This window comes from Aeromonas molluscorum 848 (assembly GCF_000388115.1).
GTDB classification, from domain to species: Bacteria; Pseudomonadota; Gammaproteobacteria; order Enterobacterales; family Aeromonadaceae; genus Aeromonas; species Aeromonas molluscorum.
Genome location: NZ_AQGQ01000113.1, coordinates 1 through 12,663, shown reverse-complemented (window position 1 = coordinate 12,663; position 12,663 = coordinate 1). Strand labels below are relative to the sequence as shown.

14 protein-coding genes are annotated in these 12,663 nt (G+C 59.3%); 8 read left to right on the top strand and 6 right to left on the bottom strand.

Features of this window, described 5'->3' with window-relative positions:
- Positions 1-1,024, bottom strand: a 1,024-nt coding sequence (locus G113_RS14245) for a cation:dicarboxylate symporter family transporter (RefSeq protein WP_005905158.1), incomplete at its 3' end; no start/stop codon positions are given.
- Between the two features lie 221 nt (positions 1,025-1,245).
- Positions 1,246-2,283 (bottom strand): acyltransferase, encoded by a 1,038-nt coding sequence (locus G113_RS14240; protein WP_005905156.1) that lies wholly within the window; start codon positions 2,281-2,283, stop codon positions 1,246-1,248.
- A 230-nt stretch (positions 2,284-2,513) separates the two neighbouring features.
- On the opposite strand from G113_RS14240, the gene G113_RS14235 reads away from it, so the two are divergent.
- The 4 genes from G113_RS14235 to G113_RS14220 all read left to right on the top strand — a co-directional run bounded on the left by G113_RS14235 (position 2,514) and on the right by G113_RS14220 (position 5,811).
- A complete protein-coding gene (locus G113_RS14235) occupies positions 2,514-2,996 on the top strand; it encodes a GNAT family N-acetyltransferase (RefSeq protein WP_005905154.1) in 483 nt (160 codons plus the stop codon).
- A gap of 495 nt (positions 2,997-3,491) precedes the next feature.
- Complete coding sequence (locus tag G113_RS14230; protein WP_005905152.1) at positions 3,492-4,223, top strand: class I SAM-dependent methyltransferase; 732 nt, start codon at positions 3,492-3,494, stop codon at positions 4,221-4,223.
- 98 nt (positions 4,224-4,321) lie between these two features.
- Positions 4,322-5,224 carry a sensor domain-containing diguanylate cyclase gene (locus tag G113_RS14225; protein ID WP_005905148.1) on the top strand — a complete coding sequence of 301 codons (903 nt, stop codon included), beginning with the start codon at positions 4,322-4,324 and terminating at the stop codon, positions 5,222-5,224.
- A 179-nt stretch (positions 5,225-5,403) separates the two neighbouring features.
- On the top strand, positions 5,404-5,811 hold the full coding sequence (locus G113_RS14220; RefSeq protein WP_005905147.1) for a hypothetical protein: 408 nt from the start codon (positions 5,404-5,406) through the stop codon (positions 5,809-5,811).
- A gap of 105 nt (positions 5,812-5,916) precedes the next feature.
- On the opposite strand, the gene G113_RS14215 is transcribed toward G113_RS14220, so the two are convergent.
- Positions 5,917-6,270, bottom strand: a complete 354-nt coding sequence (locus tag G113_RS14215) for a hypothetical protein (RefSeq protein ID WP_005905145.1) — start codon at positions 6,268-6,270, stop codon at positions 5,917-5,919.
- 216 nt (positions 6,271-6,486) lie between these two features.
- On the opposite strand from G113_RS14215, the gene G113_RS14210 reads away from it, so the two are divergent.
- A complete protein-coding gene (locus G113_RS14210) occupies positions 6,487-7,209 on the top strand; it encodes a response regulator (protein WP_005905143.1) in 723 nt (240 codons plus the stop codon).
- Between the two features lie 4 nt (positions 7,210-7,213).
- Positions 7,214-8,590 carry an ATP-binding protein gene (locus G113_RS14205; RefSeq protein WP_005905141.1) on the top strand — a complete coding sequence of 459 codons (1,377 nt, stop codon included), beginning with the start codon at positions 7,214-7,216 and terminating at the stop codon, positions 8,588-8,590.
- A gap of 72 nt (positions 8,591-8,662) precedes the next feature.
- Here the strand turns inward: G113_RS14205 and G113_RS14200 are convergent, their stop codons facing one another.
- Positions 8,663-10,618, bottom strand: a complete 1,956-nt coding sequence (locus tag G113_RS14200; RefSeq protein ID WP_005905139.1) for a ligand-gated channel protein — start codon at positions 10,616-10,618, stop codon at positions 8,663-8,665.
- A 310-nt stretch (positions 10,619-10,928) separates the two neighbouring features.
- Positions 10,929-11,141, bottom strand: a complete 213-nt coding sequence (cspE, locus tag G113_RS14195) for a transcription antiterminator/RNA stability regulator CspE (protein WP_005316548.1) — start codon at positions 11,139-11,141, stop codon at positions 10,929-10,931.
- Positions 11,142-11,295: 154 nt separating this feature from the next.
- Here cspE and G113_RS21115 point away from each other — a divergent pair, with 154 nt between their 5' ends.
- Positions 11,296-11,547 carry a hypothetical protein gene (locus tag G113_RS21115; RefSeq protein WP_152436062.1) on the top strand — a complete coding sequence of 84 codons (252 nt, stop codon included), beginning with the start codon at positions 11,296-11,298 and terminating at the stop codon, positions 11,545-11,547.
- A gap of 81 nt (positions 11,548-11,628) precedes the next feature.
- On the opposite strand, the gene yjbD is transcribed toward G113_RS21115, so the two are convergent.
- A complete protein-coding gene (gene yjbD / locus G113_RS14190; RefSeq protein ID WP_040319253.1) occupies positions 11,629-11,913 on the bottom strand; it encodes a DUF3811 domain-containing protein in 285 nt (94 codons plus the stop codon).
- A 413-nt stretch (positions 11,914-12,326) separates the two neighbouring features.
- On the opposite strand from yjbD, the gene G113_RS22000 reads away from it, so the two are divergent.
- Positions 12,327-12,449 carry a hypothetical protein gene (locus G113_RS22000; RefSeq protein ID WP_005905132.1) on the top strand — a complete coding sequence of 41 codons (123 nt, stop codon included), beginning with the start codon at positions 12,327-12,329 and terminating at the stop codon, positions 12,447-12,449.
- Positions 12,450-12,663 lie beyond the last annotated feature (214 nt).

Below are 12,663 nucleotides of genomic sequence, written 5' to 3'. Positions count from 1 at the left end.
CTATGGTGGCGCCAAAGGAGGCGGCAAAGCTGGCGATGGCCTCGGGCACGCCGAGGCGGCGGGTCTGGGCTTCCACGTTGAGGGGGATGGTGGCGGCGCTGGAGCGGCTGCTGAAGGCAAAACTCAGCACGGGGGCCACCTTGCGCAGGAAGGTGAGCGGGTTGACGCCAACCAGGGCGAGCAGCAGACCGTGTACCAGGAACATCAGTCCCAGCCCCAGGTAGGAGGCGAGTACGAAGCTGCCCAGCTTGATCACTTCCTGAGGATTGGAGCCGGCGACCACCTTGGTCATCAATGCCATGACGCCATAGGGGGTCAGGGTCATGATGAGGCGCACCAGCTTCATCACCCAGGCCTGCAGGGTGTCGATGGCGGCGAGCACCTTGTCACCCTTGCTGGCATCATCCTTTTTAAGCTGCAGGGCAGCGATCCCGAGCAGGGCGGCGAAGATCACCACGCTGATGATGGAGGTGGGGTTGGCACCGGTCAGATCGGCGAAGGGGTTCTTGGGAATGAAGGAGAGCAGCAGCTGCGGCACCCCCAGATCGCTCACCCGGCCGAGGTAGCTGGTCTCGATGGCATCGAGGCGCGCGCTCTCCTTCACCCCTTGCACCAATCCCTCGGCGGTCAGGCCGAACAGGTTGGTGACCAGCACGCCAATCAGGGCGGCGATCAGGGTGGTAAACAGCAGAGTGCCTATAGTGATCACGCTGATGCGGCCCAGGGAGGCGGCATTGTGCAGCTTGGCTACGGCACTCAGGATGGAGGCGAACACCAGGGGCATGACGATCATCTGCAACAGTTGCACATAGCCGCTGCCCACCAGACTGAACCACTCGATGGAGGCGGCGATGACGGGGTGACCGGCGCCATAGCCCAGTTGCAGGCCGAAGCCGAACAGTACGCCCATCAGCAGACCGGTCAAGACTTTGCGCGACAGGCTCCAGCTTGGCTTGCTGAGCTTGGCCAGGGCCATCAGCAGGGCGGCGAACAGCAGCACATTGATGATGAGGGGGATATTCATAGGGGCTCTCCAGCGGCAGATATGGATCACTGCGGACGGGCGAGCCCGGATCCGGCAGAGCTGCGTATGGTACCAGCCCTGCCGGTCGGCTCTTAGACGGAAATAGAATTTTATATAAGGATCAGATGGTTGGCTCATTTACTGAGCAAAGCAAATCCCAGCCTGCCCATGCCACGGCTTGGCCGGGCGGCGCCGCCCGGCCGGTGAGCCTGCGGGCGCGTCTAACGTGCTTGCAGCAGCCAGCGGCTGATGGGGTGGGCGGCCAGCAGTCGGTAGGCCAGCAGGGAGAGGGCAAAGAGGAGCGGCACCTTGCTTATCTCCCACCAGAGGTGCTGGCCCTGGGGACCGAGTATCACCAGCCAGACGACCAGCATCATGTGCAGGCAGTAGAGGCCAAGCACCTTGGGGGCCTGGCGCTCCAGCCAGCTGCCCGCGCCCCATCCGGGATTGGCCAGCAGCAGGGCGAACAGCCCCAGGGTCCAGGGTACTGAGCCGAGCAGGAAGTCATGGCGGGTCGCAGCCACATCGGCAAGGTGCAGCAGGGCAAAGACCTCCAGGGCATAGAGCGCCATGCCCGTTCCCAGCAGCGTCCAGGCCAGGGTCTGGCCGGGTTGCCAGTGACGGGCCCTGAGGGCGGCGCCGAGCGCCACGAACAGCAGGGAGAAGAAGGGGCCGTTGCGGGTCAGAAAGGCCCACTCAGCGCCGAGTAACAGGTTGCCATAGGAGCCGCCGATCAGGGCCAGCAGATAGAGCAGGGCACCAAGGCCGAGTGCGAGGCGCGGCTTGCCGAGTTGCTGGCACAGCGCCAGTATCAGCACGGCCAGGATCAGGGCCGGCAGGAACCAGAGGTGGATCATGCCGCCCACCCACCAGGCGTTGAGGCTGTCACCTAGCTGCATCTGCCACTGATCCGTCATCACGGTCAGGTAGCCCTCCTCCATGGCGGCCAGCGGGTTGAAAGGCACCAGCAGATAGACGAGGCTCCAGGCCAGCCAGAGCAGCAAGAGGGGGCGGCAGTAAGCCAGTGCCACCGCCAGCGGCTTGCCGGTGGCGAGCTTGGGTTGCAGGAAGTAACCGGCGCACAGGAAGAAGAGCGGCACGGCGAAGCGGCAAAGCTGATTGATGATGTCGCTCAGCCAGAAGTAGAGGGGGCTGTTCCACAGCTGCGGATCAAAGGGGTTGGTGAAAGGGGCCAGGTGGATCGTCATGACGGCCATGATGGCCAGCACCCGGCCGCATTCGATACTGGAGATGCGCATGATACCTCGTGAACGCGCGGGAGCAGGGGGGCAGCATATCAGTCGCAACTGGCACTCATCCAGCCAGGGGCGCGTAAAGTGTGACTGCCATGGCGCCCGGTTACCCTTTGTTGCCCCGGCCTGGCTGAGGGTGCCAGCCAGAGAAGCCAGCGCGGCTTGGTCTGGCATGGGGAGGGCGTTACTATCGAGGAACGGGGCTGCTGCGGCCCCACAGGATGAAGGAGACAGGGATGGATGAGGTGATCAGGGCGGATCTGAACAAGGCGGAGCATGGCGAGGCGCTGGTCATGCTGCTCGATGCCTATGCCAGGGACGAGATGGGGGGCGCCACCCCCTTGCCCGCCGCTGTGAAGGCGAGTCTGGCGGCCACCCTGGCGCGGCGCCAGGGGGCCCATGTGCTGCTGGCCTGGGTCGATGGTAAACCCGCCGGGGTAGCGACCTGCTTCGAGGGATTCTCAACCTTTGCCTGCCGCCCGCTGCTCAATATTCATGACATGGCCGTGCTCCCTGATTATCGGGGCCGGGGCCTTGGCAAGCGGCTGCTCGCCGAGGCGGAGCGGCTTGGCCGCGAGCTGGGATGCTGCAAACTGACGCTGGAAGTGCTGGAGGGAAACCGGGTGGCGCAGGCCGCCTATCGCGCCAGTGGCTTTGCCGGTTATGAGCTGGATCCCGAGGTGGGCAAGGCGTTGTTCTGGCAAAAAGCTCTGTGCTAGCGGGCGCGGGCGGTTCTTGTCATGGGGAGACCATGGCGCTAGAATTTGCCCTCTTAAAATTTTGCCATGCAAGGTGTTGATCCCTTTCGGGTCGACCTAATCGTCAGGACAATATGACCGCTTTATATGCCTCGGATCAGCGAGTGACCCGAGTGAGCTCCGAACAGCAGCGTGCGATGACGCATTGTCCGGAGCCTGATCCGAAAGCCTGAGCTTTCGACCTCATTCATCGTTCCATCCGCCCGCCGGTGCCATAGTGACACCCGGTGGTGCTTGGCCGTGGGACGATCACCAGAGGGCCACAGACAATGCTGTCTGTGGCCCTTTTCGTTGGATTCGCCCGGTCATCACCGGTCGAGTCATCTCGAGCAGAGGGCCCTCCGGGCCTTCTGCTTTTTTATTGCCTGGCGGGCGCATACCCGCGTGTTATGACGGCATGTAAGTGATCGTATGAATCTTGTTTGCTAGGCTTATCCCATGACTGAGGAGTCAAACATGTCACAGAATATTTATGATAATCAGGCCTTTTTCGAAGGCTATGCCCAGCTTCCTCGCTCGGTGCAAGGGTTGGCGGGCGCCCCTGAATGGCCTGCGCTGCAAGCCATGCTGCCGCCGCTGGCGGGCAAGCGGGTGCTGGATCTTGGTTGCGGTTATGGCTGGTTTTGCCGCAGCGCCCGTGAACAGGGTGCCCGTGAGGTGGTGGGCATAGATCTCTCCAGCAAGATGTTGGCCAGGGCGGCCGAGCTGACCCGGGATCCTGCCATCCATTATCGGCGCGGGGATCTGGCGGCGCTGACCCTGGACGACGAGCACTATGATCTCATCTACAGTTCCTTGGCTCTCCACTACCTGGCCGAAGTTGGTCCCCTGTTTGGGCAGTTGTTTGATGCCCTGACGCCGGGGGGAAGCCTGGTATTCTCGGTGGAGAATCCCATCTTCACCTGCCCGCGTCAGCAGGGTTGGTTGCATGATGAGAGCGGCCAGCGCTCCTGGCCCATCAACAGCTATCAGGCCGAGGGGCCAAGGCTGAGTAACTGGCTGGCCGAGGGGGTATTGAAGTACCACCGTACCCTGGGGACTTATCTCAATAGCTTGATTGCCGCAGGGTTCCGGCTTGGTCACGTGGAGGATTGGGGACCGAGCACCGCTCAGATAGCTGCCAATCCCGCCCTGGCCGAGGAGGTGGAACGACCCATGTTGCTGCTGGTGGCCGCCAGCAAGCCATGAAGCCGCTGGATTGTTGAGGCTGGTGCGGCTCCCCGGACCATGAGATAACAGAAGGGCGCCTTGGTGGCGCCCTTTCAGGTTGAGACAGGACATCTCATATGGCACTGACGGTTGAACAACTCTATGAAGTCATGGCCCAGTTGCCCGATCCCTTGTTCGTGCTCAGCGAAGATGGCTATTACATAGAGTATCTGGGGGGCATAGAGCAGCAATCCTATCAGGATGGCAACCCTCTGATCGGCAAGCGGTTGCAGGACATGCTGCCGCCGGACAAGGCCGAGTGGATCATGATGCAGATAGCCCTCACTCTGGAGAGCAATCAGGTCCAGGTGGTGGAGTACGATCTGGCTGCCGCAGAGGTCAAGGACATAGAGAGCGGGGAGGGGCCTCAGGGGATGCAGCGCTTCGAGGGCAAGATAGCGCCCCTGCCATCACGTTATGGGGGCAAGCGCGCCGTCTCCTGGATGACGCGCAACATCACCCGCCAGCATGAACTGCAGAGGCGCTTGCAACTGCTCAGCGAAACGGATCAGTTGACCGGCCTGCACAATCGCCGCTACTTCTTCGAGCACTTTCCCCAACTGGTGGCAAGCCAGGGCAGGGCAGGGCTCATCATGATGGACATAGATCACTTCAAGCAGATCAACGATCTCTATGGGCATCAGCAAGGAGACAGGGTATTGCAGCGCTTCTGTACCTGCGTCGCCAGCCAGTTGCGTGCCGGGGATCTGTTCGTGCGCAGCGGCGGCGAGGAGTTTCTGATCCTGCTGCCCCAATTGCATGGTCCGGGTCTCTGGCAGCTGGCCGAGCGCATTCGCGGCGCTGTCGCGGCCATGACCCTCGATGACGGGGTGCCCGAGCTGCACATCACCGTCAGTCTGGGGACCACCGAGATACAGCCCGGAGAGGAGGTCGGCACAGTGCTGGCCCGTGCCGACGAGTGGCTCTATCGCGCCAAGCGGGCGGGACGCAACCAGACGGCTCACTGCCCGTCCCCCTGAACCACGACATGGATTGGCGAACCCTGGGCGACATTGATGAGGGCATCAAACCAGGCCCCGCACGGGTTCTGGGCTGGTAGCTTTCCTCTTTGATACTCCTCTGAATAGGCCTGCGTCTTGACGAACGGGATTGTGAACTGTTCTCATGGCAGCTCCCTGCTATTCATTGGAACCTTGCCATGAAAAAAATCGTACTGATTGCCCTGACTTCACTGCCGCTGTTTGCCCATGCTGGCCTGCTCGATGCGGTCACGGGCGCTGTCTCCGACAGTACCAAGGAGATGGCACTCGGCGCCGCGGATAGCTACACCAATGATGGGGTGCAAGCCGCCCTTGGCATCAAGCCCGGGATCTCCACCAAGGAGACCATCAAGGAGAAGTTTGGTGCACCGGCCAGCACTGGCACCGAAGAGAAGCTGGAGCTGTGGAACTACGATCTGGCTGCCCTCAGCGAGAGCTCGCCAACCCTGACCCAGACCACCAAGGCACTGCTGCCCGATGTGGATCTGGACAGCAAGCTGGTGGTGATCCGTTTCGAAGGCGAAACCGTCAAGAGCCTGCGTCTGGCCGACAAGCCCAAGGCATAAGCCAGGGTGACGAGTGCACATGAAAAAGGGGCCTGTCGGCCCCTTTTTTGTATTCTGATCTGCTGAATAAGCAGACCGAAAGAGGGGTCAACAGACCCCTGCTGCTTACTGGTGCGCGTCCGCGAAGGCTTTCATCGCCTCGGCATGTTTGGTCATGCCCTCGGCACGTTCACCCAGACGTTTGACGAACTCGGCCTGCTTGGCCGGATCCTCTAGCTTGTCGTAGCGTTGTTGCAGCTGGGCCTGGATCTCTGCCGGCGTCATCTTCTGCATGCGCTCCATCCGGTCATGGCGTTTGTGATGCTTGCCGCCCATGCCGTCCATGGGACCACCCATGGGGCAATCGACTGCGGGACGCTCGGCCGGTGCTGTGGTCGTCGCTTCGCTGGCGGCATAGGCGCCAAGGGGCAGGCCCAGGATCAGGGTGGCGGTCAGCAGTGTCTTGGTCAGGTTTTTCATGGTGTCTCTCCTCGAAGAATGAATGCGGAGTCGGCGTTTTGCCTTGCCCTCAAGTAAACACCCAGTCCGTGTCTGAACTTTGCCAGTCAGGCGCTTTTTTGTAGCAGAGTGTGCCACCCGGCTCATTTGCCACAGTTTGACACAAACACCCCGGGGGATTTTCGTATAATCGAGCCAGTTCCGCTCATGCCCTTTGCCTTATAGAGAGCCGCCATCATGAATCAGTTGCACAACCATATCCTGGTGGTCGATGACCACGGTGAGATCCGCGATCTGCTCAAGCGCTTCCTGGAGCAGCACGGCATGCGGGTCAGCTGCGCCCGGGACGGGCGGGAGATGAAGAAGCTGCTGGAGGAGCGGGAGTTCGATCTGCTGGTACTGGATCTCATGCTACCCGGCGAAGATGGCCTGACCCTGTGCCGTGAGCTGAGGGCAAAGTCGAACCTGCCCATCATCATGCTCACCGCCATGGGGGAGGAGACAGACCGTATCATAGGGCTGGAGATGGGGGCCGATGACTATCTCGCCAAGCCGTTCAATCCCCGTGAGCTGCTGGCGCGGATCAAGGCGGTGATGCGCCGCACCCAGGCCGACCAGCAGCCGGTTGCCGAGACACTGTCCCGGGACTTGCGCTTCGACCGCTGGTTGCTCGACATCAATCGCCGGGAGCTGATCGACGAGGATGGGGTGGGGCTCAGCCTCTCTACCGCCGAGTTTGACCTGCTCAAGGTATTTCTGGAGCGTCCCCAGCGAGTGTTGAGCCGGGATCAACTGCTGGATCTGGCCCGAGGCCGCGAGGCGGTGGCCTTTGATCGTGCCATCGACACCCTGGTCAGTCGGCTGAGGCGCAAGCTCGAACGTGACCCCAAGAATCCCGAACTCATCAAGACCATCTGGGGCGGCGGTTACCTGTTCGCCGCCGATGTGAGCCAGGTCTGACACCATGGCCTTCATCAAGCGGCTCTGGCCCAAGGGGCTGACCGGCCAGATAGTGCTGGTGGCCCTGGCGGGGCTCATTTTAATCCAGCTGCTCAGCATTCAGATCTATCGCTCGGACCGGGAGGAGGCGCTGGGCTTCGTCAACAGTCGCAACGCCATGCAGCGCATCGTCTCAGTGGTCAGGTTGCTGACCCTTTCTCCCCCCGAGTTGCACCGGGAAATATTGAAGGCGAGCCGCAGCGAGACCCTGTTTCTTCGCCTAGCTCATGAACCGCTGCAGCCGGACAATCGCAGCCCCCGCTTCGAGGGACTGGTGCGCAGCAAGCTGGGCTACCCCCCTGAACTCATGGTGGAGATCAGCGCCGAGCTCAGCAAGGATGCGCCGCGCAGCCGGGCCTGGCGTCACCATGTGCGCATGATGGACGATCGCAAGGGGCCGCCGCCCCAGGATATGCGGCTCTACGGCTCCATCGAGCTGCCCGGCGGCCAGTGGCTGCAGTTCAGCTCCCTGGTGGACAAGGAGGTGGGCACCTGGTCGCTGCGTACCACCTTCAACCTGCTGCTGGTGGCCAGCCTGGTGATAGGGCTAATGATCTGGCTGTTTCGCCGCGCCACGCTGCCGCTCAAGCAGTTGGCCCGCAACGCCGACAAGCTGGGGCGCGGTGAAGAGACTGCTCTGCTCAAGGAGGAGGGGCCGACCGAAATTCGCGACTCCATCCAGGCATTCAACCGCATGCATACCCGGCTCGATCGTTTCGTGCAAGACAGAACCCAGATGCTGGCCGCCATCTCCCATGACTTGCGCACCCCCATTACCAGCCTGCGGTTGCGCAGCGAGTTTTTGGCCGATGGTGAGGATAAGGACCGCATTCAGCAAACTCTGCAGCAGATAGAGCAGATGCTGGCGGCGACCTTGAGCTTTGCGCGGGATGAAGGCACCCAGGAGCAGACCCGGGAACTGGACTTGGTCAGCCTGCTGGAAAGTCTGTGTGACGACTACGCCGACATGGGCCAGCCGGTGCACTTCGAGGCCGAGGGCAAGCTGGTCTATGCCTGCCGGGCCAATGCCATGCGCCGGGTGTTGCAAAACCTGGTAGGCAATGCCCTCAAGTACGCGGGGGAGGTGGAGGTGCGCCTCGAACCGAGTCCTCAGGAGCTGATCATTCGGGTGCTCGATCAGGGGCCTGGGATAGCCCAGGACCAGCTCGACGAAGTGTTCAAGCCTTTTGTGCGCCTGGATGAGGCCCGCAATACCGAATCGGGCAGCGTGGGTTTGGGGCTCTCCATCGCTCGGACCCTGGTGCATCAGCACGGCGGCGAGCTGACGCTGCACAATCGGGCGGAAGGAGGGTTGGAGGCCAGGATCCGGTTGCCGCGCTAGGGGATGGCTTGGCAGCCAGGCAGTCATAAAAGAGGCCCGCACTGTGCGGGCCTTTTTTAGTTGGGGTCGTGTTTAGAACTGATAGGTCAACCCCAGGTTGTAGCGGCGACCGTCCAGCACTGTGCCGTAGCTGCCGTAATCCACCGTCTTGTCCAGCAGGTTGTAGATGCCCGCAGTGACGCTCAACGCCTGGTTCGCCTTGTAGACCAAGCCTGTGTCGAAGAAGGTGTAGGAGGGGGTGCCTTCTGCCATCCGTACCCGACTCAGGTAGTCCGATGTTTTGCTGCGAAAGTTGACCCGCGACCAGAGGCTGACCTCATCCGTGGTCTGCCAGTCCACCGAGGTATTGAACATATGGCGCGGCATCTGGTTGAGCGCTTTGCCAGCCATGGGGCCGCTCTTTTGCTCGGACTGGGTATAGGTATAGCTGGCCGCCAGGGACCAATCGGTATTGATCGCCCAGTTGGCCGTGCTCTCCACCCCGCGCATGTTGGCTTCATCGACGTTGATGCGATCGCTGATGAAGTCATAGGTGTAACCATTCAGAGTGCAGCTTGGGTCGTTCTTGCTGGAACAGCGCCGAACCTCAGAGATCTTGTCCTTAAAATCGGTATTGAACAGGGTCAGGCCGGCATTCAGTCCTTGCTGACCATCCCACAGTAGGGCGATCTCTTCACTGATGCTGGTTTCTGGCTTGAGATCCGCGTTGCCGACCAGGATGCCATCCTGGGTACCACCACCGGTTGCCTGCCCCCAGTTGGCGGCGGACATGCGCAAATCGGGGGAGCGATAGCCGGTGGAGACGCCTCCCTTCAGGGTCCAGAATTCGGCCGGATGCCAGACGCCATACAGGCGCGGGCTCCAGTGGTCACCATAGTTCTCGTCCTGATCCAGGCGGACACCGGCGGTGAGAGCGAAACGTTCGGTCATGGCCCACTCATCTTCCACAAACAGGGCCCAACTCCAGCGAGTCAGCTGATCGGCGCTATTGGTCACCTTGAGCTGGTTGCCCTGATCCTGCAGATCCTCATAACGGTACTGGCCACCGATGCTCAGATAGTGATCGCCGAGTATGAACTGGGTGTGGGTGTCGGCTATGGTGTTGAGCATCCTCATCTGCCGACCCGGATTGGTGTTCTCCTCGTGCTGCAGATAGCTGGAGGATGAGCCGAACTCATATTGGCCATCGTGGGTGATGGCGTAGTTGGTGCGCTCGTAGCGGTTCAGACTCGGCTTGGCTTTGGTGGGAATGGATTGGCCTGGAGTGCGATCCCTATCTTGCAGGCCGCGACTGACCTCGAAATCGACCCTGTTGTGCTCATCCGGGGTCAGGCTAAAGACGAGGCTGCCGCTGCGCATCTCCTGCTCGGCAAAACCGTTAGTGAATTGATCCTCACCGCGATGGGACAGCAGGCCATTGATCCTCATCCCCAGCAATCCGTCTACCAAGGATCCTGCTGCATAGGCATCTGTCTGGAAGATATCCCCAGAGGCCTTGTTCTCCTGGAAGGTGGTGTCGCCATGGAGCGACCCCTGCCAGGCCGCCATGCTGGCTGTCTTGCGGGTGATGACGTTGATCACGCCCCCCATGGCATCCGAGCCGTAGCGGGAGGACATGGGACCACGTACTACCTCGATGCGCTCGATCGCCTGCAAAGGTGGCAGCCAGCCTTGCTCTATGCCTGGACCGTCGCTGTTGGGACGAGTGCCACGGCTGTCGACCCGCTTGCCATCGACCAACATCAGTGTGTATTTGGAGCCCATGCCCCGGATGCTGATGTCGCTGCTGCTGCCGCCACCCGTCACCACGACGCCGGGCACGTCTTTCAGCGCATCAGTGACGTCACGATAGGCGCGTTTCTCCAGTTGTTCGCGCGTCACGACCGAGATGGAGGCGGCGGAGTCTTCGATTTTTTGCTGGAAACCCGAGGCGGTCACCACCATCACTTCGTTCTGGTTGGCGTGTGCCTGGCTGATGAGAGCGGCGAATATCAAGGTGGCGAGAGGGGTAATACGTATGCTGGTCATGGAAGCCTGAACTCCTGGAAGAAAAAGTTTCTCAATCGGCCAGTGAATCCCGGGATCTTGATGTCGCACTGGGACGGCGAGATTGAGCCTCAAACGGGAAAACCGTCATCGGCAGGCATTTTAATTAAATGAGAACTAAACGCAATTGATATTGGTTATCATTTGTGTGGTTGTGAGGAGAGATCGTGAGGGAGAAGAGGGGGCTGCCACTGTTTTTCAGGCAACAAAAAACCCGCCTAGGCGGGTTTTTTTAATTCTTGCAGTGGTCAGCCAGCAGACTTAAGTCCGGTTACTTGACCCTTGGCTTGAATTACAGACCAACTACGTTGGCAGCAGCAGGACCTTTCTGGCCTTGCTCGATGGTGAACTCAACGCGCTGACCTTCGTCCAGGGTTTTGAAGCTGGTGGACTGGATAGCGGAGAAGTGTACGAACACGTCTTTGCTGCCGTCAGCCGGGGAGATGAAACCAAAACCTTTCTCAGCGTTGAAGAACTTAACGGTACCAGTCATTTTGTTAGACATAATAATTTCCTTTACAGTGTTTAAGTGCCATATGGCAATTTATGATTTTTCGTCAGAATACGTATGGCGCACTAAAGAAGGAGAATTATTTGATAAGTGGAATCCGAAGACAACGCTTATCTAATCACTGCTTTACTAGAGACTACCTAACATAATGTGGTCTGAACTACCGAACCATCGAGAAACATTAAAACACGCCATCACAGTGATGGCAATCTTTATCTCGCAGATCATTTCTTTCAGCAGTCGATCTGGCGATCATTTTTACCCAAAAAGAGACTTGAATGGTTCAAGTGCTTCTTGGGAAGAAAAGAGGCAGAACCTTGCATGGCCTGCCTTGGCGCTGAATTCTCGCCCCTGCCTGCTGGATATAATGCCGGAGGGCTTGTTGGGTGAAAAAACCTGAAAAAAATGTGGATAAGGGGCGAGCCGAGTCAGGCTCGACTCGTCAAGCGGGACTTTTTCCCTGGGTGACGAGCCTGAGTGGTCAGCGGCGGCCGCGGAACTTGTCGCTGACGGAGTCAATCCAGCTGAAGGTTTCCGGCAGCACTTGATTGCGAGCCCGTTCCTTGGCTTTCTCGCGAGCAAGGCGAGAGGCCTCTTTGGCGGCTTCGGCGCGATCGGCAACCACCTTGAGACGGCCCTCTTCCCGAATTTTGTTGCGCTCGCCATTGGTCAGCGGATGATCCGCATTGGCCTGTGCCTTTTGCAGCAGTTGGGCGATATCGGCTTTTTCTTTATCGGTCAGATCTTTCATTTCCAATTTTTTCACGGGGCTCTCCTGGCAAGTTGGGAATGAAATACTTTATCACATTCCGCTGATTATTTCTTATTCTCCGCTTGCCATCACATTTACCCCCTGTTAGTACCGGATTATTGCCCTATTCAGTTGGCACTCTGTCAGACATATTTATGACAGTAGATAGCACATTAAATGTTGGTTCTGGTCAGGCGTTAAATTAAATAGTGATATGGATGAATGGCTTGCTCTGTTTTAGCTCAGAGCAGCGGGATAGAAAGGCCCTGAGTCAGGGGGAGCAAATGGGGATGGATCCCGGCCTTGATTAGGGAGTATGCTGAATTTGCTTCCAGCTCAATAGGGAGGCAAGGAAGTACTGTAGTTAACGATTCGGATTGCAACGGGGGTCCGCTCCCGAGTGTCGGTCACATTTTTGGAGTTTGATGATGAGTAACAAAGAACATCACAACGGCAAAGATGGCAAGAAGAAGCCGCAGATGTCACTGAAGGAAAAGCGCGAGGCCAAGCGCCAGAAAGCCGATCTAAAGAGTGATGGCGTCATGAAGTAACTCAGCTCAGTCGAGCCAGTACCACAAGCCAGCCTCAGGGCTGGCTTTTCTATTGCCGCGCATTGTTTGCTGCAGGAACTATGGCTCGGCGCCATAGTTGGCGAAGATCTGCTCGTAACGACCATCCACCCGCATCGCCAGCAGTGCCCGGTCAAAATGATCCCGTACCGCCGCATTCCTAAAGGCGAAGTGATAGAGAGTGGGTTTGAACAGT

Excerpts from the sequence above, each read along its gene's own strand:
- G113_RS21115 (WP_152436062.1), top strand. The coding sequence starts at position 11,296 with ATGTGGTCTGAACTACCGAACCATCGAGAAACATTAAAACACGCCATC.
- G113_RS14235 (WP_005905154.1), top strand. The coding sequence starts at position 2,514 with ATGGATGAGGTGATCAGGGCGGATCTGAACAAGGCGGAGCATGGCGAG.
- G113_RS14210 (WP_005905143.1), top strand. The coding sequence starts at position 6,487 with ATGAATCAGTTGCACAACCATATCCTGGTGGTCGATGACCACGGTGAG.
- G113_RS14225 (WP_005905148.1), top strand. The coding sequence starts at position 4,322 with ATGGCACTGACGGTTGAACAACTCTATGAAGTCATGGCCCAGTTGCCC.
- G113_RS14230 (WP_005905152.1), top strand. The coding sequence starts at position 3,492 with ATGTCACAGAATATTTATGATAATCAGGCCTTTTTCGAAGGCTATGCC.
- G113_RS14215 (WP_005905145.1), bottom strand. The coding sequence starts at position 6,270 with ATGAAAAACCTGACCAAGACACTGCTGACCGCCACCCTGATCCTGGGC.
- G113_RS14200 (WP_005905139.1), bottom strand. The coding sequence starts at position 10,618 with ATGACCAGCATACGTATTACCCCTCTCGCCACCTTGATATTCGCCGCT.
- G113_RS22000 (WP_005905132.1), top strand. The coding sequence starts at position 12,327 with ATGAGTAACAAAGAACATCACAACGGCAAAGATGGCAAGAAGAAGCCG.
- G113_RS14220 (WP_005905147.1), top strand. The coding sequence starts at position 5,404 with ATGAAAAAAATCGTACTGATTGCCCTGACTTCACTGCCGCTGTTTGCC.
- G113_RS14240 (WP_005905156.1), bottom strand. The coding sequence starts at position 2,283 with ATGCGCATCTCCAGTATCGAATGCGGCCGGGTGCTGGCCATCATGGCC.
- cspE (WP_005316548.1), bottom strand. The coding sequence starts at position 11,141 with ATGTCTAACAAAATGACTGGTACCGTTAAGTTCTTCAACGCTGAGAAA.
- G113_RS14205 (WP_005905141.1), top strand. The coding sequence starts at position 7,214 with ATGGCCTTCATCAAGCGGCTCTGGCCCAAGGGGCTGACCGGCCAGATA.